The sequence below is a fragment of the Kribbella sp. NPDC004875 genome (assembly GCF_042873375.1).
Lineage (GTDB): Bacteria > Actinomycetota > Actinomycetes > Propionibacteriales > Kribbellaceae > Kribbella.
The window spans coordinates 1,464,578-1,488,771 of sequence record NZ_JBIALI010000001.1 but is presented as its reverse complement, the minus strand read 5'-3'; the positions used below and the strand labels follow the sequence as shown (position 1 = coordinate 1,488,771).

The 24,194-nt window shown below is 69.8% G+C and carries 26 protein-coding genes; 8 read left to right on the top strand and 18 right to left on the bottom strand.

Annotated elements, in window-relative coordinates; translation table 11 throughout:
• Positions 1–13: 13 nt before the first annotated feature.
• Together grpE and dnaK are read right to left on the bottom strand one after the other, a co-directional pair.
• Entirely contained in the window at positions 14–709 is a 696-nt protein-coding gene (gene grpE, locus ACFYRH_RS07180; RefSeq protein ID WP_387769470.1) for a nucleotide exchange factor GrpE, read from the bottom strand.
• Positions 706–2,574 carry a molecular chaperone DnaK gene (gene dnaK / locus ACFYRH_RS07175; RefSeq protein WP_387769467.1) on the bottom strand — a complete coding sequence of 623 codons (1,869 nt, stop codon included), beginning with the start codon at positions 2,572–2,574 and terminating at the stop codon, positions 706–708. Before dnaK ends, grpE begins: the two co-directional genes overlap by 4 nt.
• 216 nt (positions 2,575–2,790) lie before the next feature.
• Here dnaK and ACFYRH_RS07170 point away from each other — a divergent pair, with 216 nt between their 5' ends.
• Both ACFYRH_RS07170 and ACFYRH_RS07165 read left to right on the top strand, forming a co-directional pair.
• Positions 2,791–3,267, top strand: coding sequence for a GNAT family N-acetyltransferase (locus tag ACFYRH_RS07170; RefSeq protein WP_387769464.1), 477 nt, complete (start codon positions 2,791–2,793; stop codon positions 3,265–3,267).
• Between the two features lie 18 nt (positions 3,268–3,285).
• On the top strand, positions 3,286–3,828 hold the full coding sequence (locus ACFYRH_RS07165; protein ID WP_387769462.1) for a hypothetical protein: 543 nt from the start codon (positions 3,286–3,288) through the stop codon (positions 3,826–3,828).
• Here ACFYRH_RS07165 and ACFYRH_RS07160 read toward each other — a convergent pair.
• A complete protein-coding gene (locus tag ACFYRH_RS07160) occupies positions 3,825–4,256 on the bottom strand; it encodes a phosphoribosyltransferase family protein (protein WP_387769459.1) in 432 nt (143 codons plus the stop codon). The genes ACFYRH_RS07165 and ACFYRH_RS07160 overlap by 4 nt on opposite strands.
• 292 nt (positions 4,257–4,548) lie before the next feature.
• Here ACFYRH_RS07160 and ACFYRH_RS07155 point away from each other — a divergent pair, with 292 nt between their 5' ends.
• The gene (locus tag ACFYRH_RS07155; protein WP_387769456.1) at positions 4,549–5,451 is read left to right on the top strand and encodes a DUF559 domain-containing protein; all 903 of its coding nucleotides are present in this window, start codon (positions 4,549–4,551) and stop codon (positions 5,449–5,451) included.
• A gap of 27 nt (positions 5,452–5,478) precedes the next feature.
• On the opposite strand, the gene hutI is transcribed toward ACFYRH_RS07155, so the two are convergent.
• From hutI to hutH, 9 genes are all read right to left on the bottom strand, one after another.
• Entirely contained in the window at positions 5,479–6,642 is a 1,164-nt protein-coding gene (hutI, locus tag ACFYRH_RS07150) for an imidazolonepropionase (RefSeq protein WP_387769453.1), read from the bottom strand.
• Positions 6,639–7,949 carry a formimidoylglutamate deiminase gene (locus ACFYRH_RS07145; RefSeq protein WP_387769450.1) on the bottom strand — a complete coding sequence of 437 codons (1,311 nt, stop codon included), beginning with the start codon at positions 7,947–7,949 and terminating at the stop codon, positions 6,639–6,641. The genes hutI and ACFYRH_RS07145 overlap by 4 nt, the downstream gene beginning before the upstream one ends.
• Positions 7,946–9,133: an allantoate amidohydrolase gene (locus tag ACFYRH_RS07140; RefSeq protein WP_387769448.1), complete on the bottom strand. Its 1,188-nt coding sequence runs from the start codon at positions 9,131–9,133 to the stop codon at positions 7,946–7,948. Before ACFYRH_RS07140 ends, ACFYRH_RS07145 begins: the two co-directional genes overlap by 4 nt.
• A gap of 7 nt (positions 9,134–9,140) precedes the next feature.
• On the bottom strand, positions 9,141–10,064 hold the full coding sequence (locus ACFYRH_RS07135) for an ABC transporter substrate-binding protein (protein ID WP_387769445.1): 924 nt from the start codon (positions 10,062–10,064) through the stop codon (positions 9,141–9,143).
• A 121-nt stretch (positions 10,065–10,185) separates the two neighbouring features.
• The gene (locus ACFYRH_RS07130) at positions 10,186–10,836 is read right to left on the bottom strand and encodes an ABC transporter permease (RefSeq protein ID WP_387769442.1); all 651 of its coding nucleotides are present in this window, start codon (positions 10,834–10,836) and stop codon (positions 10,186–10,188) included.
• Position 10,837: 1 nt separating this feature from the next.
• A complete protein-coding gene (locus ACFYRH_RS07125) occupies positions 10,838–11,494 on the bottom strand; it encodes an ABC transporter permease (RefSeq protein WP_387769439.1) in 657 nt (218 codons plus the stop codon).
• A 115-nt stretch (positions 11,495–11,609) separates the two neighbouring features.
• Positions 11,610–12,608: an ABC transporter ATP-binding protein gene (locus ACFYRH_RS07120; protein WP_387769436.1), complete on the bottom strand. Its 999-nt coding sequence runs from the start codon at positions 12,606–12,608 to the stop codon at positions 11,610–11,612.
• 128 nt (positions 12,609–12,736) lie between these two features.
• Positions 12,737–14,392: a urocanate hydratase gene (gene hutU, locus ACFYRH_RS07115; RefSeq protein ID WP_387769433.1), complete on the bottom strand. Its 1,656-nt coding sequence runs from the start codon at positions 14,390–14,392 to the stop codon at positions 12,737–12,739.
• Positions 14,393–14,408: 16 nt separating this feature from the next.
• Positions 14,409–15,950 carry a histidine ammonia-lyase gene (gene hutH, locus ACFYRH_RS07110; protein WP_387769430.1) on the bottom strand — a complete coding sequence of 514 codons (1,542 nt, stop codon included), beginning with the start codon at positions 15,948–15,950 and terminating at the stop codon, positions 14,409–14,411.
• Between the two features lie 107 nt (positions 15,951–16,057).
• Here hutH and ACFYRH_RS07105 point away from each other — a divergent pair, with 107 nt between their 5' ends.
• The 3 genes from ACFYRH_RS07105 to ACFYRH_RS07095 are packed head-to-tail and all read left to right on the top strand — an operon-like array spanning position 16,058 to position 17,916.
• Positions 16,058–16,954 carry a GNAT family N-acetyltransferase gene (locus tag ACFYRH_RS07105; RefSeq protein WP_387769427.1) on the top strand — a complete coding sequence of 299 codons (897 nt, stop codon included), beginning with the start codon at positions 16,058–16,060 and terminating at the stop codon, positions 16,952–16,954.
• Positions 16,951–17,142, top strand: coding sequence for a hypothetical protein (locus tag ACFYRH_RS07100; protein ID WP_387769424.1), 192 nt, complete (start codon positions 16,951–16,953; stop codon positions 17,140–17,142). The genes ACFYRH_RS07105 and ACFYRH_RS07100 overlap by 4 nt, the downstream gene beginning before the upstream one ends.
• A 15-nt stretch (positions 17,143–17,157) precedes the next feature.
• The gene (locus tag ACFYRH_RS07095) at positions 17,158–17,916 is read left to right on the top strand and encodes an IclR family transcriptional regulator (protein ID WP_387769421.1); all 759 of its coding nucleotides are present in this window, start codon (positions 17,158–17,160) and stop codon (positions 17,914–17,916) included.
• A 2-nt stretch (positions 17,917–17,918) separates the two neighbouring features.
• On the opposite strand, the gene ACFYRH_RS07090 is transcribed toward ACFYRH_RS07095, so the two are convergent.
• The 4 genes from ACFYRH_RS07090 to ACFYRH_RS07075 all read right to left on the bottom strand — a co-directional run bounded on the left by ACFYRH_RS07090 (position 17,919) and on the right by ACFYRH_RS07075 (position 21,914).
• Entirely contained in the window at positions 17,919–19,340 is a 1,422-nt protein-coding gene (locus ACFYRH_RS07090) for an aromatic amino acid ammonia-lyase (RefSeq protein WP_387769418.1), read from the bottom strand.
• 164 nt (positions 19,341–19,504) lie between these two features.
• A complete protein-coding gene (locus ACFYRH_RS07085; RefSeq protein ID WP_387769415.1) occupies positions 19,505–20,461 on the bottom strand; it encodes a hypothetical protein in 957 nt (318 codons plus the stop codon).
• A gap of 134 nt (positions 20,462–20,595) precedes the next feature.
• Positions 20,596–20,841, bottom strand: coding sequence for a type B 50S ribosomal protein L31 (locus tag ACFYRH_RS07080; RefSeq protein ID WP_387769412.1), 246 nt, complete (start codon positions 20,839–20,841; stop codon positions 20,596–20,598).
• Positions 20,838–21,914, bottom strand: a complete 1,077-nt coding sequence (locus ACFYRH_RS07075) for a GTP-binding protein (protein ID WP_387769409.1) — start codon at positions 21,912–21,914, stop codon at positions 20,838–20,840. Before ACFYRH_RS07075 ends, ACFYRH_RS07080 begins: the two co-directional genes overlap by 4 nt.
• A 132-nt stretch (positions 21,915–22,046) precedes the next feature.
• Between ACFYRH_RS07075 and rpmG the strand changes: the two genes are divergently transcribed.
• Both rpmG and rpsN read left to right on the top strand, forming a co-directional pair.
• Positions 22,047–22,214 (top strand): 50S ribosomal protein L33, encoded by a 168-nt coding sequence (gene rpmG / locus ACFYRH_RS07070; protein WP_387769406.1) that lies wholly within the window; start codon positions 22,047–22,049, stop codon positions 22,212–22,214.
• Positions 22,214–22,519, top strand: a complete 306-nt coding sequence (rpsN, locus tag ACFYRH_RS07065; RefSeq protein WP_387769403.1) for a 30S ribosomal protein S14 — start codon at positions 22,214–22,216, stop codon at positions 22,517–22,519. The genes rpmG and rpsN overlap by 1 nt, the downstream gene beginning before the upstream one ends.
• 65 nt (positions 22,520–22,584) lie before the next feature.
• On the opposite strand, the gene ACFYRH_RS07060 is transcribed toward rpsN, so the two are convergent.
• Complete coding sequence (locus ACFYRH_RS07060) at positions 22,585–23,427, bottom strand: hypothetical protein (protein ID WP_387769400.1); 843 nt, start codon at positions 23,425–23,427, stop codon at positions 22,585–22,587.
• A 50-nt stretch (positions 23,428–23,477) separates the two neighbouring features.
• Complete coding sequence (locus ACFYRH_RS07055; RefSeq protein WP_387769397.1) at positions 23,478–24,155, bottom strand: response regulator; 678 nt, start codon at positions 24,153–24,155, stop codon at positions 23,478–23,480.
• Positions 24,156–24,194 lie beyond the last annotated feature (39 nt).

Here is a 24,194-nt window from a genome sequence, read left to right as displayed (position 1 = left end):
CCCGTTGTGCCGACTACTCCGCGGACTTGTCCGCGGCTTGTTCGTCATCTGTGCTCTCCACCGGTACGTCGGCCTTCGCGGCGTCGGCCGGTAGTGATTCGGTCGGCTCCGACACGGCCACCCGCGCCGCCCGCAGGACCCGCTCACCGAGCCGGTAGCCCGGTTGCATGATCATCGTGGCGGTCGGGCCGTCGACCTCGTCGGAGTAGTTGTGCAGCAGGGCCTCGTGGATCCGCGGGTCGAAGGTGTCACCCTTCTCGCCGAACTTCACCAGGCCGAGCTTCTCGGTGACCCGTTCCAGCGATTCGGCGACCGCCTTGAACGCGCCGTCCAGCTCGCCGGCTTCCCGGGCCCGGCCGATGTCGTCCAGGATCCCGAGCAGCTCGGTGAGCACCGAACCGACCACGAGCTCCCGGGCCGCCTCGCGGTCCCGGTCCACCCGGCGCTTGTAGTTCACGTACTCGGCCTGCAGTCGCTGCAGGTCCGCCGTACGCTCGGACAGCGCTTCGGTCAGCAGGGCTTCCTGCGCGGACGGACCGATCAGATCGGACGGGTCCCGCGGCGGCTGGCCGCCCGGGGCACCCGCCGCGGGAGCCGCGGACTGGTCCGCAGGCTCCCGCAACGAGCCGGTGTCCGGGTCGATCCGGCGCTTGTCGCGGACGACGGGCTCACCGTCGCCGAACTCGCTGCCAGTCGGTCGATCCGTCACTTGTCCTCCGTCTTGTCCTGCGGCCGGTCCTCGTCCACGATCTCGGCGTCGACGACGTCGTCGTCGGCGTTCGCGTTGCCGTCGGTGCTGTCGGAGGTCGCGCCCTCGTCGGACGAACCGCCGGCGGCCTGGGCGTTCGCGTACATCGCGGCACCCATCTTCTGGCTGGACTGGGCGAGCTTCTCCGAGGCGGCCTTCACCGCGTCGGCGTCCTCACCCTCGAGCGCCTTCTTGAGCTCCGCGACGCCGTCCTTGACCTCGGTCTTGACGTCGTCCGGGACCTTGTCCTCGTTCTCCGACAGGAACTTCTCGGTCTGGTAGACGAGGGACTCCGCCTGGTTGCGGTTCTCCACCGCCTCGCGGCGCTTGCGGTCCTCCTCGGCGTACTGCTCGGCGTCGCGGACCATCTGGTCGATGTCGGTCTTCGGCAGCGCGGAACCGCCGGTGACGGTCATCCGCTGCTCCTTGCCGGTGGCCAGGTCCTTGGCGTTCACGTGCACGATGCCGTTCGCGTCGATGTCGAAGGTGACCTCGATCTGCGGCACGTTCCGCGGCGCCGGCGGCAGGCCGGTCAGCTCGAAGTTGCCGAGGGACTTGTTGTCCCGGGCCATCTCGCGCTCGCCCTGGTAGACCTGGATCATCACCGACGGCTGGTTGTCCTCGGCCGTGGTGAAGATCTCCGAACCCTTGGTCGGGATCGTGGTGTTGCGCTCGATGATCTTGGTGAACACGCCGCCCTTGGTCTCGATGCCGAGGCTCAGCGGGGTCACGTCGAGCAGCAGGACGTCCTTGACCTCACCCTTCAGCACACCGGCCTGCAGGGAGGCGCCGACCGCGACGACCTCGTCCGGGTTCACGCCCTTGTTCGGGTCCTTGCCACCGGTCAACTCCTTGACCAGGTCGGCGACCGCGGGCATCCGGGTCGAACCGCCGACCAGGATCACGTGGTCGATCTTCGCCACGTCGATGCCGGCGTCCTTGATGACGGCCTTGAACGGGGCGCGGGCGCGCTCCAGCAGGTCGTTGGTCATCTTCTGGAACTCGGCGCGGGAGAGCTTCTCCTCCAGGTGCAGCGGGCCCGAGTCGGTGAGGCTCAGGTACGGCAGGTGGATGGTGGTCTCGGCGGCGCTGGACAGCTCGATCTTGGCCTTCTCGGCGGCCTCGGTGAGCCGCTGCATGGCCATCTTGTCGCCGGACAGGTCGGTGCCGTTCTTGTTCTTGAACTGGGTCACCAGCCACTGGACGATCCGGTTGTCCCAGTCGTCACCACCCAGGTGGTTGTCACCGCTGGTCGCCTTCACCTCGAAGACACCGTCGCCGATCTCCAGCAGGGAGACGTCGAAGGTACCGCCGCCGAGGTCGAAGACCAGGATGGTCTGCTCGGTGCCCTTGTCCAGGCCGTAGGCGAGCGCGGCCGCGGTCGGCTCGTTGACGATCCGGTGCACCTTCAGGCCCGCGATCTCGCCGGCCTCCTTGGTCGCCTGGCGCTGCGCGTCGGAGAAGTACGCCGGCACGGTGATGACCGCGTCGGTGACCTGCTCCCCGAGGTACGCCTCGGCGTCCCGCTTCAGCTTCTGCAGCACGAACGCGCTGATCTGCTGCGGGGTGAACTTCTTGCCGTCGATGTCGACGGACCAGTTCTCACCCATGTGCCGCTTCACCGAGCGGATCGTGCGGTCGACGTTCGTGGTGGCCTGGCGCTTCGCCACCTCGCCGACCAGGACCTCGCCGTTCTTGGCGAAAGCCACCACCGAGGGCGTCGTGCGCGCTCCCTCGGCGTTGGGGATGACGGTGGGCTCGCCACCTTCCAGTACGGCGATGACGGAGTTCGTCGTACCGAGATCGATTCCGACCGCGCGGGCCATTCTGTTACCTCCACGAAGTTGAGTGATGCAGACTCAATGTTGCCGTTCGTCCGCCTCGGTTTCAAATCCGTGACCGAACAAACTTGAGTTCACTAGGCTCAACATTGCACACCCGGCAGGTCATTCCCAAGAGCCGTCCCGATTTTCGGGGTGCGGTCCAGGGTGCGGCCAGGGAGACCCCCCCGGGGAAAAGGCTTTCCGTGCGACGCTGGTCACGTGCAACTCCGCCCGATGACCGCCGCCGACATCGCCGCGGTGCTCGCCCTGAACGCCACCGCCGAAGGTCAGGTCGAGCCGCTCGGGGCCGACCGCCTGGACTGGCTCCGCCTGATCGCCGCCCACGCCGCCGTCGTCGACCTGGACGGTACCCCGGCGGGCTTCGTCCTCACCTTCACCCCCGGCTCGGCGTACGACGGCTTGGCGTTCGAGTCCTTCACCCGGACGTACGCCGACCGCTTCCTGCTCGTCGAGCGGATCGTCATCGCTGCCGGGCACCGCCGCCAGGGCATCGCGTCGAAGGTCTACCGCGCCGTCGAACGCGCCGCCCGGCCGTTCGATCGCACCGTCGCCGCCGTTCCCGCCGACAGCGGCGCACTGTCCTTCCACGCCGCAGGTGGGTACCAGGAGGTCGGCCGGCAACAGCTGCCGAACGGCGCCGACACCACTCTGTTCTCCAAGGAACTGGCCGCCTGAACCGCTAGCGTCGGGGCGATGAGCATCGCCATCGACGTCTCGTCCGGCAACAGCCGCACCATCGTCAAGGGCATCGTCGGCCTGGGGGTGGCCGCGGCGGTCTGCTTGGTTCTGAGCGTGCTGGCCGGCGGCAGCATCCGGGTGACGTTCCTGGTGCTGGCGGTGATCCTGCTGCTCATCGGCGGCCTCCCCGCCGTGAAACTGCGGACGCTGACCCGACCGCGTCGCTTCGTTTTCGACCCCAACGGGCTCCGCTACGAGGACCGGACCGGCTCGTGGGGTTGCTACTGGGGCGAGCTCGCGGGCCTCGCCGTACTGACCTCCCAGCACATGGTCCGGAACGCGCAGACGACGGTGCCGCAGGTCTACGGGCAGTACATCCGGCTCGCGCTGATCCCAGCCGCGCCCGACTTCCTGAACCGGCACCCCCAGCTCGCCGCGCACCAGGAGCCGAGCGGGCACCTCGTCATCCCGCTCGGCCCCAACACCGACCTCGTCCCAGCTCTCGACCAGGCCGCGCGCACCTACGCCCCACCCGGCCTGTACCAAGGCACGCACTAGAGCTGTCGTACGTCGAGCAGCGCCCGCAGCGGTAGATCGTGACGCAGCCGCGGATCCGTCAGCCCGTCGACGATGCAAGCCGCACCGATCCAGTGCGCCCCACAGTCCTCGACCAGCTCCCGAGCGGTCCGGGCAGTCATACCCGTGTCAGCCCAGTCGTCGACCATCAGCACGTGATCACCTGGCGCGATCAGCCCCTGCCGGAACCCGAACACCTCGTGCCGATCCCGGTAGTCGGGACCCGTGGTCCGCCGTACCCACCGATCGCTGTCGTACGACGAGCGCGCGTCCTTGCGCATCTCCACGAACCCCACGCCCACCGCCGTAGCAGTCAGCGAACCAACCAGCGACCCCCGCGACACCGGCCCGAGGACCACCGTCGGTGTCTCGTCATAGAGCCCCGCCAACGCCGGACCGATCGCCCGCAACAAGTCAGCGTCCCGCCACCACACGGTGAGGTCGGCATACCAACTTCACGCGCCCCGGTCCGACCCCCACCGAAACGCCGCCCGAAGACTTCCCTGAACGTCCATGTCCCAAGCCTGACGTCTCACGCACACCAGCGCATCCGAATTCCCGCGAACCGCCAGGCCATCACAATCAGCTCGCGAGCGTGCGCACACGCTCGCGGGTGCCGGAACGCGGCGATTGTGATGGCCTGGAGATCCGCCTGTGGACAAGTCCGGCGGCGTGGCGAGGTCGTGCGGGACCATCGAGCACATGCCCGAGGTTGTCGATGTGCTGCTCCGCCGCGACGGTACGGCGACGTTCGGGGAGTTGCGTGCCGTGGTCTCCGGTCGCTCGATCCGGTCCGCGTTGGCCGGCGGGACGATCCGTCGTATCGCGAAGGGCGTCTACGCGCTCCCGGCCGCACCCGACCCGATCGCCGCCGCGCGCGCCCAGGGTGGCGTGGTGTCACATCACAGCGCGGCCGCGCTCCATGGGTTCGACGTCCTGGAGCTGCCCGGCCAACCACAGATCACGGTCCCTCGTGGGCAGCACCGCCGGCTGAGCCCGGTCGGCTGTGAGATGCATTGGGCAGACGGCGTCCCGGCCGACGGCCACTGCACGACCAAGCTCCGGACGATCCTCGACTGCGCCCGAACGCTCTCGTTCGCCGAGGGTCTCGCGATCGCCGACTCCGCGCTTCGACGGCATGCGGTCGATCGTTCGCAGCTGATAGTCGCCGCGGCCGAACTGCGTGGGCCGGGTAGCCGGCGCGCCAGGCGAGTGGCGGCTGCTGCCGACGGGCGCGCGGAGTCGGCCTTGGAGTCGGCGCTCCGGGCGATCGTGATCGAGGCCGGCATTCCGGGTTTCGAGCCGCAGGTCGTCGTACGCGACGACACTTTCTCGGCTCGGATCGACCTCGCCAACCCGGAGCTGCGGATCGCCGCCGAGACTGACGGCTTCGCCTTCCATGGCACCCGCGCGGCGCTGGCCCGGGACTGCCGGCGACACGTCGGCCTCACCCTCCGGGGCTGGCGACTCCTGCGGTTCTCCTGGGAGGACGTGATGTTCGACCGGGAGTGGGTGGCAGACAGCCTGTGGGATGCCACGGCCGGATCTCCAGGCCATCACAATCTGTCGGGGCGGGGATTGGGCAGGCGGGAAGTCGCTGCGTAGGCCTGATTGCGATGGCGTGGAGGTCCGCTACAGCGGTCGTCCCGCGAGGAACGTCCGGTTCACGAGCGGGACGCCGGGGCGGTAGGCGAGGTGGAGGTACGACGGGGCGTCGAGGACTGCCAGGTCGGCCTGGGCGCCGGGGGTGAGGTGGCCGATGTCGGGGCGGCGGAGGGAGGCGGCGCCGCCGGCGGTGGCGGACCAGAGGGCTTCGGCGGGGGTCATGTGCATCTCACGGACCGCGAGGGCGATGCAGAACGGCATCGAGGACGAGTAGCCGGAGCCGGGGTTGCAGTCGGTGGCGAGGGCCACGGTGACGCCGGCGTCGATGAGGCGACGGGCGTCCGGGTACGGCGACCTCGTGGAGAACTCGATCGCGGGCAGCAGACCGGCGACGACGCCCGTGGAGGCAAGCGCGTCGACGTCGGCGTCGGTGAGATAAGTGCAATGGTCCGCGGCGGCCGCGCCCATCGAGCAGGCGAGTTGGACGCCGGGCCCCTCGCCCAACTGGTTGGCGTGGACTCGGGCCTGCAACCCGCGGGCCAGGCCCGCCTGCAGGATCGCGCGACCCTGGTCCGCGTCGAAGGCGCCGCGCTCGACGAACACGTCGATCCACTTCGAGTGCTTCGCGGCGGCGTCGAGCATCGGCCCGGTCACCAGCGACACGTAGCCCGCCGGGTCGTCGGCGTACTCGGCCGGCACCACATGCGCCCCGAGGTACGTCGTCTCCGCGGTGAACTGCCGCGCGATCTCGAGCGCCCGCGCCTCGTCCGCGACCGTCAGCCCGTACCCGGACTTGATCTCGACCGTCGTGGTGCCCTGCCGGCGCATCTCGGTCACCAGCCTGGACACGTTGGCGGTCAGCTGCTCGTCGGTGGCCGCCCGCGTCGCCGCCACCGTGGTCCGGATGCCGCCGGCCGAGTACGGCGTACCGGTCATCCGGGCCGCGAACTCCTCGGCCCGGTCACCCGCGAACACCAGATGCGAGTGCGCGTCGACGAAACCCGGGATCACCGCCCGCCCGCCGAGATCGATCGCCCCGTCCGCCGCCGGCGCGGCCCGCCGCGACCCGACCCAGCCGATCGTGCTGCCGTCGATCACGACCGCCGCGTCGTGCAGCTCACCGAGCACGCCGCCGTGCGCGGGATCGTTGGTCACCAGCGAACCGATGCCGGTCAGCAGGAGTGACGTCATACCGTCACCGCCGCAATGGATGCACGCAACGCGGCCGGCACGTCAATGCTCACATGATTGCCCGACGCAACCAGATGCTTGCCGGAGACAACCACGTCGGTGACATCGGCGGCCGCGGCCGCGAACACCGCGGTCTCGACGGTCCCGCCGGTGCCCGCCGTCCGCACGCTGTCGAGCCGGAGCGCGACCAGATCCGCGCGAGCGCCCACCTCGATCATCCCCGCATCCTCGAAGCCGATCGACCGATGCCCGTCGGCCGTCGCCGCTCTGTACAACTCGGCCGCCGGCCAATGGCCACGTTCCTGGGTCGCGAGCCGCTCGTTCAGCTCGACCGCCCGCATCTCCTCGAAGAGATCGATCACCGCGTGACTGTCCGACCCGAGCGTCAGCGGCGACCCCGCATCCCGCAGTTGCACCGATGGCCCGATGCCGTCCGCGAGATCGCGTTCGGTCGTCGGACAGAAGCAGGAGTACGACGCCGAGCTCCCGAGCAGCCCGATGTCGACCGGGGTCAGGTGGGTCGCGTGCACCGCGCTCGTCCGTCCGCTCAGGAAGCCGGCCTCGTCGAGGACCTGCGCCGGAGTCCGCCCGTACGCCGCGAGACTCGCCTCGTTCTCCGCGACCTGCTCGGACAGGTGAATGTGCAGCGGTACGTCGGGAAACGCCGACGCGACCGCCCCGATCTGGTCCTGCGGAACGCCCCGCACCGAATGCGCAGCCGCCCCGATCACCACATCATCGCCGCCCGTCAACTGCGAGACCCGCGAGGCCCAGCCGCTCGCGTCCCCGTCGCTGAACCGCTGCTGTACGTCGTTCAGCGGCTGCTCGATCCCGCCCGCGACGTAACAGGTGTCGAGCACCGTGATCCGCAGGCCGACATCCTGCGCGGCCGCGATCAGGGCGGCGCCCATCGCGTTCGGGTCGTCGTACCGCCGGCCGCCGGGCGCGTGATGCAGGTAGTGGAACTCCCCCACCGCGGTGATGCCGGCGAGCAGCATCTCGCCGTACACGGCGCGGGCGAGGTCGTAGTAGGTGTCCGGCGTGAGCGCGGACGCGACGGCGTACATCTGCTCGCGCCAGGTCCAGAACGTGCCACGCCCGGTCTGCGTCCGGCCGCGGAGCGCGCGGTGGAAGGCGTGACTGTGACAGTTCGCGAGACCGGGCACGACGAGGCCGCGCAGTACGTCCGCGCCCGCGGGATCCACGCCTGCCTCGACCGACGTGAAGCGACCGCCCTCGACAGACACCAGGACTCGTTCCGCGAGACCGTCCGGAAGGAGAGCAGTCTCGCACCAGTACGTCGTCACCCCGCGAGATCCTTCAGTACGGCGGCCAGTGCCTCCACGCCCGCGAGACAGTCGTCCATCTCGGCGTACTCCGCCGGTGAGTGCGAGACGCCCGTCGGGTTGCGGACGAACAGCATCGCGGTCGGGATGCCCGCCGCCGAGAACACGCCGGCGTCGTGACCCGCACCGGTCGGCAGCACGGGCGCGCCGCCGAGCACGTTCACCAGGCGGTCCCGCAGGCCGGCCGGGAAGTCGACGATCGGCGACACCGACTCGGGCGTCACCTCGACCGCGGTCCCGTCCCGCTCGGCCCGTTCGGTCGCCTGCTTCGTGATTGCCGCGAGCAACAGTTCGAGGGTCGCGGTGTCAGCGGCCCGCGCGTCCAGCCAGGCCGTCACCTGCGACGGTACGGCGTTGGTGCCGTTGGGCTCGACCGCGACCCGGCCGAACGTCGCCCGGGCACCGGCGAGCCGGGCCTGCTTGTTGGCGGCGAGCGCGGTCATCGCGTAGGTGAGCATCGGGTCGTGCCGGTCCTCCATCAACGTCGTACCGGCGTGGTTGGCCTCACCGGTGAACGTGAACCGGTACCGCCCGTGCGGCCAGATCGAGCTGGCCACGCCCACCGGCGCGGTCAGGCCGCGGCCCTGCTCGACGTGCAGCTCGACGAACGTCCCCATCCGCTGCAGCAGCGGCGACGGTCCGACACCGGCCGGATCGATCCCGGCCTTCTCCAACGCCTCGCCGAGCCCGACGCCGGAGCGATCCTTCAACGCCAGCGCCTTGTCAGCCGGGAGAACCCCGGCCGCGACCCGGGACCCCAGACAAGGCATCCCGAACCGCGACCCTTCTTCCTCCACGAAAGCACCCACGCCGATGGGCGCCGAGGGCTCGAAACCCTCACGTCGCAAGGCGTCCACGGCCGCCAGGGCCGACACCACGCCGAGCGGCCCGTCGAAAGCCCCGCCATCGATCACGGAGTCCAGATGACTTCCGGTCACGATCCCCGGACCGTCCGACGGACCCCACCAGGCGATCAGGTTGCCGATGCCGTCGGATTCGACGGGGAGGTCGCGGGCGGCGCACTGGTCCAGGAACCAGTGCGTCGCCTCGCGTTCGGTGGGCGTCCAGCCGCCGCGCGTGTAGCCGCCACTGTCAGCGTCGCGGCCGATCGCGGACTCGTCGGCCCACAGTGCTTCGAAACTCAAGGCCGGCTCACGACAACGGGTTCTTCGACAGCCAGTCCTTGGCGACCGCGTCCGCGCTCTCCTTGCCGGCGTCGATCCGCTTGACCAGGTCGGTCAGCGCGTCGGTGGTGAGCTTGGCGTCCACGGCGTCCAGCGTCTTCACGACGTCGTCGGACTTGTGGTCGGTCCGGATCAACGGAACGATGTTGTTCGGCGGCAGGATGTTCTCCGGGTCCTCCAGCTGCACGAAACCCTTCTCCTTGATCACCGCCTGAGTGGTGAACAGGTCCGTGACCTGGATCGTGTTGTCCTCGAGCGCCTTGATGCTCAGCGGACCACCGGCGTCCAGGGTCTTGTAGTCCTTGAAGTCGACGTCGTACTTCTCCTTCATGCCCTTCAGCCCGGCGGTCCGGACCTTGAACTCGGAGCTGCCGCCGGCGACCAGGTTCTTGCCCTTCAGGTCGGCGATCGACTTCAGGTTGTACTTCGCCGCGGTCTCCTTGGTCACCACCACGGTGTCCTCGTCCGCCGCCGGCGACATCTGCAGGATCTCCAGGCCGGACGGCACCGCCTTCTTCAGCGCGTCGTACGCCTTCTGCGGATCGGTCTCGGTGGAGTTCTTGTCGAAGTACGCCAGCGCGGCGCCGGTGTACTCCGGCACCAGGTCGACGGACCCGTCCTTGATCGCGGCCATGTAGGTCTCGCGGTTGCCGATGTTGGGCTTCTTCTTCACCTCGATGCCCTTGGCGGCGAGCGCCTGACCGTAGATCTCCGCCAGCAGCTGGCTCTCGGAGAAGTCGGCCGACCCGACGGTGATGCTGCTCACCTTCGACGGCGCGGGTGAGGAGCCCGCGTTGTTGTCGCCGAGCTGGTCGCCCCCACCCCCACAACCGGCCAGGCCGAGCACCGCCACCCCGGCGATCGCAGTACGGATGAGTGTGGATCTCAACACGAGAGCCTCCAGTGTTCTCGTTCAGCCACCGGCCGGTGCCGATGGATGCATCTCAAGTTCATCAGGTTCGTCGGACAGTTCAGCAAGGTCAGCAGACAGTCAGCAGGGGGTCAGCAGAGCGTCACCCGAGCTTGAGACCGGGCGAGACGGTGATCCGCCCGACCACCGCGAACACCGCGTCGAGCACCAGCGCCATCAGCGCCACCAGCAGCGCGCCGGTGAACATCTGCGGGAAGTCCCGCAGCTTCAGCCCGTCGATCACGTACCGCCCCAGGCCGCCGAGCGACACCAGGGCCGCGATCGTCGCGGTCGAGACGATCTGCAGGGTCGCGCTGCGGATGCCGGAGATGATCAGCGGCAGCCCGATCGGGATCTCCACCTTGGTCAGGATCTCGCGCCCGGTCATGCCCATCCCCCGCGCGGCGTCGATCGTGGCCGGATCGACACCCGACAGCCCGGCGTACGTCGAGGCCAGGATCGGCGGCACACCCAGCGCGACCAGGGCGATCAGCACCGGGAGGAAGCCGATCTGGTTGGTCAGCAGCACCGCCACCATCAGCAGGCCGAGGCTCGGCAGCGCCCGCGCCGCGTTCCCCAGGTTGATCGCCAGGAACGTGCCCCGCCGGGTGTGCCCGATCCGCAGCCCGATCGGGATCGCGATCAGCACGGAGATTCCGAGGGCGGCAAACGTGTACCAGAGGTGTTCGAGGATCCGGGCCCAGATGCCCTCGTTGCCGGACCAGTTGTACGAGTCGGTCAGGTATTGCCACATGTCACGCCACCTCCGCCACCGGCGCGGTTACCCGGGCCCAAGGAGTCAGTACCCGCTGCAGAAGCACCAGCACCAGGTCCGCCAGCAGGGCCAGGGCCAGGGAGAGGACCACGCCGACCACGACCGGGGTGAGGAAGTCCTTCTGGAAGCCGAGCGTGAAGAGCTCGCCGAGTCCGCCGATGCCGATCACCGCGCCGACGCTGACCATCGAGATGTTCGCGACGGTGACCACCCGCAGTCCGGTGAAGATCACCGGTACGGCGATCGGCAGGTCGACCGCGATCACCCGGTGCAACCCGCCGTACCCGACCGCGATCGCCGACTGGCGGACGTCGGGTGGTACGGAACGGAGTCCGTCGATCACGTTGCGGATCAGCAGGGACACCGTGTAGATGGTCAGCGCGACGATGATGTTGACCGTGGACAGCACCTTGGTCCCGAGGACGGCCGGCAGCACGATGAACAACGCGATCGACGGCACCGAGTAGAGGACGCCGCCGAAGGCGACCAGTGGGTTCGCCAGCCAGGAGTACCGCGTCGCGACGTACCCCAACGGCACCGCGATGATCAGCCCGAGGATCACCGGCACGATCGCCAGGTACAGATGCTCGCGCAGCTGCTCCCAGATCAGCCCTAGGTTGTCGTTGATCCATGTCATGGGGCCTCCTGGCCTGGACTGAGGAGCGCAGGGAGCGCAGCGACCGAAGCGACGAGGGAAGGCCAGGAGGCAAAGCCCCATGACCGCCGTGCCGGAGGCGCGGCAATATGTGCCGTCATGACCGGAGCACCTCGGCGACGGTTGCCTGGTCGATGACGCCGATGGCCTTGCCGTCGTCGCCGACGCAGACCCCACGGCCGGTGGGTGAGGTGAGGACCGCGTCCAGTGCCGCGCGCAACGAGTCGCCGCGCTTGTAGACCGCGCCGAGCGGCAGCAGCTCCTGCGATCCGTTGCGCCAGCCGACGGGTACGCCGTCCTTCAGCTCGAGCTCCTCGGGCACCGGCTTCATCGGCAGGTCGTCGGGATGCACGAACGTCAGCGCGCGGTACCCGCGGTCCTGTCCGACGAACCCGCGGACGAAGTCGTCGACCGGATGCGCGAGCAGCTCGGCCGGCGGCGCGAACTGGGCCAGCTTGCCGCCGACCTGGAGGACCGCGACGTTGTCGCCGAGCTTGATCGCCTCGTCGATGTCGTGGGTGACGAACACGATGGTCTTGCCGATGTCGCGCTGCAGCCGCAGCAGCTCCTCCTGGAGCTGGTGGCGGACGATCGGGTCGACCGCGCTGAACGGCTCGTCCATCAACATGATCGCCGGATCGGCCGCCAGCGCGCGGGCGACACCGACTCGTTGCTGCTGGCCACCGGACAGCTGGGCCGGGTACCGCTCGGCCATCTTGAGGTCCAGGCCGACGCGTTCCAGCAGCTCCATCGCCGTACTGTGCGCCTTGCGCTTGTCCCAGCCGAGCAGCTTCGGCACGGTAGCGATGTTGTCCACCACGGTCTTGTGCGGGAACAGGCCGGCGTTCTGGATCACGTAACCGATGCCGCGGCGCAACGTGACGGGGTCCTTGGCGTTGATGTCCTCGCCGTCGATCGAGATCGTCCCACTGGTCCGCTCGATGGTCCGGTTGATCATCCGCAACGACGTGGTCTTGCCACAGCCGGACGGACCGACGAACACGGTGATCTGGTTGCTCGGGATCCGCAGGGACAGGGTGTCGACGGCGACGGTGCCGTCCGGATACTGCTTGGTGACGTCCTCGAACTCGATCATGGCGCCCCTTCGCGCTCGTCGTCGGTCGCCCGAAAGACCCTAGCGGACCGTAAGACCGAAACCACGCGATCGCACGGTTTCTCACCCCGTGGAAAAGTGCACTGTAACGGTAGAGATACTGACGGTGGTCAGGACTCCCGCATCGGGACCCGGACGCCCCGCTCGGCGGCGACCTCGACGGCCTTGTCGTAGCCGGCGTCGACGTGACGGATCACACCCATCGCCGGGTCGTTCGTGAGTACCCGTTCCAGCTTCTGCCGGGCCAGGTCGGTGCCGTCGGCAACCGACACCTGACCGGCGTGGATGGACCGGCCGATGCCGACGCCGCCGCCGTGGTGGATCGACACCCACGACGCGCCGCTCGCCACGTTCACCATCGCGTTCAGCAGCGGCCAGTCCGCGATCGCGTCCGAGCCGTCGAGCATGCCCTCGGTCTCCCGGTACGGCGAGGCGACGCTGCCGGTGTCCAGGTGGTCGCGACCGATGACGATCGGCGCCTCGAGTTCACCGGAGGCGACCATGTCGTTGAACCGCAGGCCGGCCTTGTCCCGCTCGCCCTGACCCAGCCAGCAGATCCGCGCCGGCAGACCCTGGAACGCGACCCGCTCGCCGGCCATCGTGATCCAGCGCGCGAGGTGCTCGTTGTCTCCGAACAGGTCGAGGATCGCCCGGTCGGTCTTCGCGATGTCCGCCGGGTTGCCGGACAGCGCCGCCCACCGGAACGGCCCCTTCCCCTCACAGAACAGCGGCCGGATGTACGCCGGGACGAACCCGGGGAACTCGAACGCGCGGGCGTACCCCGCCTTGCGCGCCTCGTCGCGGATCGAGTTGCCGTAGTCGAACACCTCGGCGCCGGCGTCCTGGAACCCGACCATCGCGGCCACGTGCCGCGCCATCGAGGCCTGCGCGCGCTCGGTGAAACCGGCCGGGTCCTTCTCCCGTGCCGTCGCCCAGTCGTCGAACTCGATGCCCACCGGCAGGTACATCAGCGGGTCGTGGGCCGACGTCTGGTCGGTGACGATGTCGATCGGCGCGCCCAGTTCCAGCAACTCCGGCACGATCACCGCGGCGTTGCCGAGGACACCGATCGACAGCGGCTTGCGGGCCTTCTTCGCCTCCTCGGCCAACCGCAGCGCCTCGTCGAGCGAGGATGCCCGGACGTCGAGGTAGCGGTGCTCGATCCGGCGCTGGATCCGCGACTCGTCGACGTCGATACAGATCGCCACGCCGTCGTTCATCGTGACCGCCAGCGGCTGCGCACCACCCATGCCGCCGAGGCCGGCGGTCAGCGTGATCGTGCCGGCGAGCGAGCCGCCGAACTTCTTCTCCGCGACCGCGCCGAACGTCTCGTACGTGCCCTGCAGGATGCCCTGGGTGCCGATGTAGATCCACGAGCCGGCCGTCATCTGCCCGTACATCGTCAGGCCCATCGCCTCGAGCTTGCGGAACTCCTCCCAGGTGGCCCAGTCGCCGACCAGGTTCGAGTTCGCGATCAGCACCCGCGGCGCCCACTCGTGGGTCTGCATGACGCCGACCGGACGGCCGGACTGGACGAGCATCGTCTCGTCGTCCTTCAGCGTGGTCAGGGTGCGGACCATCGCGTCGAACGAGTTCCAGTCCCGGGCGGCCTTGCCGGAACCGCCGTACACGACGAGTTCGTCGGGGTGCTCGGCGACCTCGGGGTCGAGGTTGTTCTGCAGCATCCGCAGCGCGGCTTCCTGCTGCCAGCCACGGGCGGTCAGAGTGGTACCGCGGGGTGCGCGGACAGGACGTGGTCCGGACATGGGTGGTCCAGCCTTTCTAGGCGAGCGGGCCGGTGACGGCCTCGGCTGCGGTCAGGTAGGTGCCGTCGGCAACAAGGCGGACGGAGTGTTCGAGTTCCGGGGCGAGGTGCCGGTCGGTGCCCGGACCCTCGACGTACACCCGGAGGGCATCGCGGACGGCTGCGGTCGCCGGGGCCGGGGCCAGTGGTGCGCGCAGGTCCAGGGCCCGCGCGGCGGTGAGGATCTCGACCGCGAGTACCCGCTGCAGGCCGTCGACGGCCTTGCGCAGCTTGCGGGCGGCGGACCAGCCCATCGAGACGTGGTCCTCCTGCATCGCGCTGCTCGGGATCGAGTCGACGCTGGCGGGGACGGCGAGCCGCTTCAGCTCGGAGACGATCGCGGCCTGGGTGTACTGCGCGATCATGTGCCCGCTGTCCACGCCGGGATCGTCGGCGAGGAACGCGTTCAGGCCATGGTTCCGGGCGACGTCCAGGAAACGGTCGGTACGCCGCTCGCTGATCGACGCGAGGTCCGCGACGGCGATCGCCAGGAAGTCGAGCACGTACCCGACCGGCGCGCCGTGGAAGTTCCCGTTGGACTCCACCCGGCCGTCCGGCAGTACGACGGGGTTGTCGATCGCCGCCGCCAACTCGCGACCGGCGACCGTCGCCGCATGCGCGGCCGTGTCGCGGGCGGCGCCGTGCACCTGCGGCGAACACCTCAGCGAGTAGGCGTCCTGCACCCGGTTGCAGTCCGGGCCCCGGTGGCTGGCGACGATCGCGCTGTCCTTCAGGATCGCGCGCAGGTTGGCCGCGGCCGCGGCCTGGCCGGGATGCGGGCGCAGGGCCTGCAGGTCCTCGGCGAACACCCGGTCGGTGCCGAGCTGGGCCTCGACGCTCATCGCGGCGGCCAGGTCGGCGGTCTTGAAGAGCCGGTCGAGGTCGGCCAGCGCGAGGACCAGCATGCCGAGCATGCCGTCGGTCCCGTTGATCAGCGCCAGGCCCTCCTTCTCGGCCAGCACGACCGGCCGCAGACCGTGCGCCTGGAGAGCTTCGCCGGCATCCCGCAGCGTGCCGTCGGCATCGCGAACCCAGCCTTCGCCCAGGATCGCCAGCGCGACATGGGACAGCGGGGCGAGGTCACCGGAGCATCCGAGACTGCCGTACTCGTGCACCACCGGAGTGAGGTGCGCGTTGAGCAGGCCGGCGTACGCCTGCGCGGTGTCGACCTTCACCCCGGTACGACCGGTGGCGAGAGTGGACAGCCGCAGCAGGGCGAGGGCCCGGACGACCTCGGTCTCCACCTCGGGGCCAGAGCCGGCCGCGTGCGAGCGGATCAGGCTGCGTTGCAGCTGGGCCCGCAGTTCCGGCGCGATGTGCCGGGTGGCCAGCGCGCCGAACCCGGTCGAGACGCCGTAGTGCGGGGTGTCCGCATGGGCCAGCGCCTCGATCGCCGCGCGTGACTTCGCGATCTCCTCGAGGGCCTGGTCGTCGATCCGTACCTGCGCGCCGTACCGCGCGACCGCGACCACGTCGGCCGGGGTCAGCGGTCCGACGCCGACAATCACCGTGTGTTCCACCCGAACATTGCACCGCGCCGGGTTGCTCCGTGGCAGGACCGGCGGACCACTTTCTGTCTCGGGTCCGAGACAGGGGTGGCGACCCTCGGTAGCCGTAGGGTGCTGCCATGGTGTTCGAGATCCGGACGGCGGGGCCGGAGGACGCGGTGGGGATCGCCCGGGTCTGGGCCGCGGCGATGCCGCAACTGGTGAAGACGGCGCGCGCGATCGAGATCGAACTGCGGCACAACCGGAGCCGGGAGATCCTGATCGCCGTCGACGGGCCGGACGTGGTCGGGTATTCCAATCTCTACCTGCCGGCGATCGACGCGCAGGCGCCCCGGGTGCGGGTCACGATCCAGGTGCCGCCGGAGTTCCGCCGGCGCGGCATCGGCAGCGCGCTGACGACCGCGATCACGTCGCGGGCGCTCGGCGTTCGGGCCGAGCGGTTGCTGACGGTCGTGGGCGAGGACGAGGAGTCGAAGGACTTCGCCACCAGGCGCGGATTCACGCTCGGGCGGCGGATGACGCATTCCGCCGCCGACCTGAGCGCGGTGCGGGAGCCACTCGAGCCGCCGGCCGGGCTCCGGGTGGTCAGCTACGACGAGGTGCGGCCACGGCAGGTGTACGACGCCGAGGTCCAGGTCCGTGACGACGACCCGAGCGGGCTGTCGGGAGGACCGGGGTACGACGAATGGGTCCGCACCTCGTGGGAGAACCCGGACGGGCGGCGCGACCTGAGCGTCGCCGTACTCGACGGGGACCAGGTGCTGTCGTTCGTCACCACGACCGCGGATCCGGACCGGAAGATGATCTGGTCGAACCTGACCGGGACGATCCCGTCGGCCCGTGGGCGCGGTCTGGCGAAGGTGGCGAAGTCCGCGGCGCTCGCCCGGGCACGAGACGCCGGGATGACGGTCGCCTCCACCGGGAACGACGCGGCGAACGAGCCGATGCTCGCGGTGAACCGGTGGCTCGGCTACCGGCAGACGACCGGCGCGTGGACCGCGGAGAAGGAGCTGTGAAGCGACTCGCCGTCACGCTGCTGTTCTTCCTGGTCGTGTCATTGGTCGTCGGGTTCCTGGTCTCCGGGCAGGAAGCCATGGACTGGGGCGTGGCCGGTGGCCTGTTCGTGATCGCGGTCCTCGGCGAGGGTTTCCGGTTCTGGTTGCAGCGGAGTCGCGCGAAGAAGCGCGAATCGTCCGGCATCTGAGGTTACGCTGCCGTTGTGAGCGGCAACGTTCCCGCCTCGACCCGCACGCTGCGGGTGCTGACGTTCCTGGCCACCCAGCCCGGGCCCGTGCCGATGGAGCGCATCGCCTCCGCGGTCGGGCTGCCACGCTCCTCGACGTACCACTTGCTGCGGGCAATGATCGACGAGGGGTTCGTCGTGCACCTGCCCGAGGAGAAGCGGTACGGGCTCGGGGTCGCCGCCTTCGAGATCGGGTCGGCCTATCTGCGGCACGACCCGTTGGAGCGGTTGGCGCGGCCGTTGCTGGTGCAATTGGTGCACGAGGTGGGGCAGACCGCGCATCTCGGCGTACTGCACGGGCGAGAACTGGTGTACCTGCTCAAGGAGCAGCCGCCGCGGCCGGTGACGCTGGTGACCGACGTCGGCGTACGCCTGCCCGCGACGCTCACCGCCTCCGGCCGCGCCCTGCTGGCCGAGCTCCCGCCGGCTCAGGTCCGCGCGCTCTTCCCGTCACCGGAGTCGTTCGTACGCCGTACCGACCTCGGACCACAGACGCTCACCCAGCTCCGCCGTCTGCTGGCGGACGAGAAACGCCAGGGCTTCGCCGTCGAGGACTCGTTCATCTCTCCCGGCGTCGCGTCCGTCGCGAGCGCCGCCGTCGATCACGCAGGCCACCCGGTCGCCGCCATCAGCGTCACCTTCCGCACAGACGCCGTACCACCCGCCGACCGCCCGCACCTGGCCCACAAGATCCGCCAAGCAGCAAGCGCGCTGACCCGGCGGCTCCACGGGTAGCTCTAGCCGGATTCTGCCGGGTGTTCGACCTGGCGGTCGCCCCATTGGGTGAGGACCCCGCGGGCGATCTCCAGGTCCTCGCGGAGCGAGCGGTCCGTCAGGTCGCCCGGTAGCGCCGCGAGGGCGTCGGCGAGCCATGGCCCGATCGCGGCGGGGGCGAGATTGGCAGGCGTCAGCCCGGCCAGGCGGATCGCCCGGACCGCGGTGACGAACTCGCTGGCGATGACCTCGCGGAGCGCGTCCAGGAGTTGCTTGGTCAGCGCGGCGGCCTGCGGGGCGAAGCTCGCGTGCAGTTCCGCCCCGCGGGACAGGGTCGCCGTACCGAGGGTCGCGGGTTGTGCGGACGACCGGACCGCGGCGAGCGCGTCGTGGGCGACGTACTCGATCATCATCACGCCCGAGCTCGCCTCCGCGCCGCTGGCGAGGAACCGGCTGAGGCCGGTGTAGTCCGGGTCGACCAGGTTCGCCACTCGGGTGGTCGAAAGGGTCGCGACGCTGTGCAGGCTGAGCCGGAGCGAGTCGAGCGCCAGGGCGATCGGCATCGCATGCCAGTTGCCGTTGTGCAGCACGGTGTCGCCGGCCACCAGCGGGTTCTCCGCGGCCGCGTTGATGTCGATCCGCACACTGTTGCCTAAGGCATCGGAATGGTCGACGGCCGGGCCGAGCACCTGGGCGAACGCGCGCAGCCCGAACGGGTCCTGGATCCGCGCGGCCGGCAACGGCAGGCCGTCGAGGAGTTCCCGCATCCGGCGCGCGACCCGCACCTGCCCGGGCTGCGGTCGCGCCTCGTGGACGCGGACGTCGTACACCTCGGCGTTGCCGCGCAGCGCGACATGCGACAGGGCACCCACCAGCGGTACGACGTTGATCAGGGTCGAGGCCTCGACGTAGGCGAGGCAGCACTCGGCCAACGTGAACGCGTTGCTGGACAACAGCGGGAGGGCGCTCGTCCCGTCGATCACGTCGCCGAGCGCGAGCCCGAGTTCGGCGAGCGGGCCGAGGTCGCCGGTCCCGATCGCGCCACCGCGATGCAGGTCCGGCAGGTCGTCGTCGTTGAGCAGCCCGACGATCGCGTCGGCCACCGCGGGATGGAGCCCCGAACCGCCGGCCGCCAGCTGGTTGACCCGGATCAGCAGCCCGAGCCGCACCACGTCCTTCGGGTACGACGTCGTACCGGTCGTCGAGTGCGACGCCAGCAACCGCGCTCCGTGCTCCGGGTCGGACGTCAGTACGTCGCGGTTCGCGCCGACCCCCGTGGTCCGCCCGTACACCGGCCGTCGTTCGGCCACCTCGGCCACCAGGGCCGCCGACGCCGCCATCCGCTTCCGCGCGACGTCGCCGAGCCGGACCGCCGTACGTCGCTGCCCGAGCGCCACCGCCTCGAGCGGCGTCAGCCCGGCACCCGTGAGCTCGACCGGTTCCATCCCCTCAGTGTGGAACCGGGCCCGCCCCGCGGGTAAGCGACGCGCCCGGCTCGCCGTCTGAGATCCGAGACAGCGGCAGGTGCGGACCGCCAGCACTCACCAACTCTCGCCGGCCGCGCGGCCCCAAGCGTGAACCAGGCGTGAAACCAGGCGACCGGGCGAGGTTAGTGAGTGGCGCAGATCCGCCGCCAGGCGAACATTGCGATGGCGATCGCGACCAGTGCGAAGACGGTGTTGCCGAGCAGGGCGACTCCAAGCGAGGTGTCGTCCATGTCGTGGGCGTGGGAGAAGCCGGCCCAGGCGTACGTCAGGAGAGCGCCGGTCGCTAGCGCGAGGGTGTGGCGCGGGGTCCACGCACAGCGGCGAGCCCACCGGACGACGACAGTGGTCGACACCCCGAACAGGACGAACCACCAGGCGACCGAGATCCACTCCGAGCCGACACCGTCGGGGAAGAACACGGACTCCAGCCAGTACACACTCGTCACCCCGAAGCCGGTCAGCCCGACGACGAGCGGCCGCGGCACGGTCCCGTCCGCGACCCGCGACGTCCGGCGCCCGAGCACAAACGCGAGCGCGATCAGCCCGAGGATCACGACCCCCGACACGATGAACTGCGCAGGCGAGGCGACGAAGTGGAAGCCGGCGGCCTGCATGACACCGAGCAGGGTCGAGCCGAGCACGAAGATGACGGCGACCGTCGCCAGCCCGCCACGTCGCAGCCAGGGCCCAGCCGGAGCGCAGGCCTCGACGAGGGCGATCGGGACGCAGATGCTCCAGATCGTGTGCAGGGTGAGCGTCCCCTGGAGCAGCGTCAGGCTGAGCCCGAGGCCTGGAATCTCGGCCATCCCGGCGAAGCTGTCCAGGCCGACGTACCCGGGGTTGAACAGCATCTGGTCGATCGGGCCCTCCTCGACCAGGCCGTACGCGACCGCCATCACGACGATCCCGGTCCAGCCGAGGCCGAAGCGCCGGGCGACCTCGCGGATCAGCACCGCACCGCCGCCGTACATCGGGGCGAACAGGAAGATCGACCCGAGGGCCGTGATCGGCTGGTTGCCGAGCAGGTACTCCCCGACGAACGGCGCGAGGAAGAAGAGCGCGATCGCGGACCGTTTCACCCGATCGACGCTAGGCCATCAGCCCCGCCCGGCCGTCCATCTTCGGTCGCTGAAACCGAGACGAAAGAAGGCGGCGACGAAAGAAACGGCCCGTCGCCCTCGGTGGGGGCGGCGGGCCGTCAGGGACCAGACCGTTACTTCTGGCCGTAGCGCTTCTTGAACTTCTCCACGCGGCCCTGGGTGTCCATCACGCGCTGCTGGCCCGTGTAGAACGGGTGCGTCGCGGACGAGATCTCGACGTCGACGACCGGGTAGGTGTTCCCGTCGTGCCAGACGACCGTCTCGTTGCTCTCGCGGGTCGAACCGGTGAGGAAGCTGAAGTTGCCGGACTTGTCCCGGAAGACGACCCGGCGGTAGTCGGGGTGGATGCCGTTCTTCATGCTGCGGTACTTCCTTCCAAGTAGGGAGCGAACGGGTCGGTCAGGGGATGGACCGCTTCGTCCGCACGCAAGACACAACCGTCGAGGCGGCTGCGTAATTCCCGCAGGTTCAGATCGGGCCCGGTGAAGGACAAGTACGACGCGCGGTCGCCGTACTGCGGGTGCCACTCGAGGGCCGAGCGGGCCTGGTGCTGCTGCCCGACGGCGGCCCAGCGGTCCGCCGGGAGATCCGCCAGCCACGGACCGAGGACACCGAGCGAGATGTTCGCGCCGAAACTGTCCCAACCGATCCGGTGCCGGTGCTGGGTCGCGATCCAGAGCGTGCCGCGGCCCCGGGCCGTCCCGGCGACCAGGTCCTCGAGAGCGTCGTACAGCCGCTCCGGATGGAACGGACGGCCCGACTGCCAGACCAGAGTCTGCTCGTCCGGCGCCGCGATCGAGCCGGCCTCGAGCACCCGGCCGGGAACATGCAGCCGTACGCCGAGCAGTCCTGCCGGCGTGGTCCTGACCAGGAGCCGGGGATTGATCGCCCGCAAGACAGCGACGGCCGTGGAGTCGCCGGTGAGGATCGCGGCATCGGCGTACTCCAGTTGATGGACGATCACCTCGGCGAGCGCCCGGCCGTCCTCGGCCGCGGTCGGGATGCCGCGGTCACGGATCAGTTCGTCACCGGTCAGGTCTGCGACGACGGTGGCCGTGTCGATCGTGGTGACGGCGGCGTCCACCAGCAGGTCGGCGTCGGCGTCGATCTCGGTGGCGATCGCCTGCGTGTCACCGGCCGCCGGGACGTTCACGATCGCGGCGTCGTACCGCTCGACGGCGGCGATGCTCGCGAGCAGCTGCACCAGGGAGCCGCGCATCGCGCAGGACACGCACGGGTGGCCCATCGTGATCACCTCACGGTCGATCACGCCGGTCGCCGTCCGGGCGATCCGCACGACGGAGCCGTCGCTCAGCGCGCTGACGTCGTACTCCACCAGGACGCCGGTGGGGCCGGCGGCGGCCAGCAGATTCGCCGCGACGGCGCCCAGGAACCCCTCGTCGAGGCCTGTCAGCAAGGTCACCGGCAGCATCGGCCCTCCCGTCTTGTTGAAAACGATAACCAATACAAAGTACCCTCTGAGCAGGAATAGCCGCCACCCGGGTCGCGTTCTAACCGGCAGGGTCGCCCGCCAGGTGATCCGAGAAAGGACAGCAAGGACAGCATGGCCAAGCGCAACGACCTCCGCCCGATCATCAAGCTCCGCAGTACCGCCGGCACCGGCTTCACCTATGTAACGCGGAAGAACCGCCGGAACAGTCCCGACCGGGTTGTGATCCGTAAGTACGACCCGCAGATCCGCCAGCACGTCGACTTCCGCGAAGAGCGGTAATGGCGACCACGGCGAAGATCGCGAAGAACGAGCAGCGCCGCCGCACCGTCGCCCACTACTCCGAGCGCCGGGCCGACCTGAAACGCGTGATCGCCGATCCGCGGACTTCGCCGGCCGACCGCGAGGCGGCGCGGCTGACGCTGCAGAAGCTGCCGCGGGACGCCAGCCCGATCCGCGTCCGGAACCGGGACGCGGTCGACGGACGTCCTCGTGGGTATGTCGGGAAGGCCGGGATCTCCCGGGTTCGTTTCCGGGCGATGGCCCACCGGGGCGAACTGCCCGGGATCACGAAGTCTTCCTGGTGACCCTTCCTGGTACCCCTTCCTGGCAACACAGCGTAAGGCCCTCCGCCGGTGGCGGAGGGCCTTTTCTACAGCCGGTTGTAGGCCTTGAGTGTTCGGAGTGCGCCGACGGTAACCACCCCGCGGTACTCCAGCGTCGCGGCCGGTCCCGGCGGCTCCCACGTGATCGCCCAGCCGCCGTCGTCCTGCTGGTCGGCGAGCAGCCGGTCGAGATGCGCCTCGAGCTGCTCGTCGGTGAAGAGTGGCCGCCAGAAACTGTCCGGCGTCGGTACGAACTGCAGCGGAGTCACGCCGTACGACGGGTCCGCGGCGTCACCGCGGTAGTGCTGAAGCTTGGGAAGCCACTCGCGAATCCGGTCGAAGTCGACGTCATCGGTGTGCTCGAGGAACTGCAGCGCCTCGCCCATGCCGTGCGCGTCCTCGGGCAGTCCGCCGGCCAACTGCTCGGCGCACCAAGCGGCGGCTTTGTCGCGCCACGGGTGCTCGATGCCGAGCTTGTTCAACCGGCCGACCAACCCGGCCGTGGGGTTCAGAGCGGGCTGGTACGTCCACTCGGTGATGTGCTCGGCGCGCGGGTAACCCTCCACCGCGGGACCGCACAGCGGTACGGCGCCGTTCTCGTCGGCGGTCCGGCCCAGCCAGTCGGCGGCGCGGCGGACCATCTCGTCGTCCCGGGCGCCGGCCTGGAGCAACGTGTCGAACGCGACCTCGACGTCGAGCGGCAGGCTGTCCGGGCAGCGCTTGTCCGGTTCCAGCCCGTGCCCGAACCCGCCGTCGGCGTTCTGGTAACCACGCAGCGCGTCGGCCACGCCGTGCGCGTCGGCCCCTTCGAAGACCGTCGCGAAGACCCGGCGCTCGAGCACGCGGGCGTCCCGCCGTACAAAGTCCCGACCTGCGGTGAAGATGTCCATGCGCCAACCTTCCCGCAGCCCGGCGTACGCCGTCTTGAACGAAACGGACGTCACGGCTCGAAGCGGTAGCCCATGCCTGGTTCGGTGAGCAGGTGTTTGGGGCGGGCGGGGTCGGGTTCGAGTTTGCGGCGGAGCTGGCCCATGTAGAAGCGCAGGTTGCCGCCGGCGGTCTCGTAGCCGGGGCCCCAGACCTCGGTCAGGAGCTGCCGCTGAGACATCAGCTTGCCGGGGTTGCGGACCAGGACCTCCAGCAGGTGCCACTCGGTCGGGGTGAGGCGGATGTCCTCGCCGGTCTCCAGGGTGACCCGTTTGGCGGCCAGGTCGACGACGACGCCGCCGACGCTGATGACCGGCTGGTCCTGGGCGATGTTGCTGCGCCGCAGTACGGCGCGCATCCGGGCCAGCAGCTCGTCGATCCCGAACGGCTTGGTCACGTAGTCGTCCGCGCCGGCGTCCAGCGCCTCGACCTTGTCGGTCTGGTCGGTCCGCCCGGACAGCACCAGGATCGGCGCGTCGGTCCAGCCGCGCAGCCCGCGGATCACCTCCACGCCGTCGAAGTCCGGCAGCCCGAGGTCCAGGATCACCAGCTCCGGCGGATGCTGCGCCGCGACCTTCAACGCCGCCGTCCCGGTCCCCGCCAGATGCACCTCGTACCCGCGCGCCTTCAGATTGATCTGCAACGCCCGCACGATCTGCGGCTCGTCGTCGACCACCAGAACTCTGGTCATGGGGCCTCCCGGCCTGGACTGAGGAGCGCAGGGAGCGCA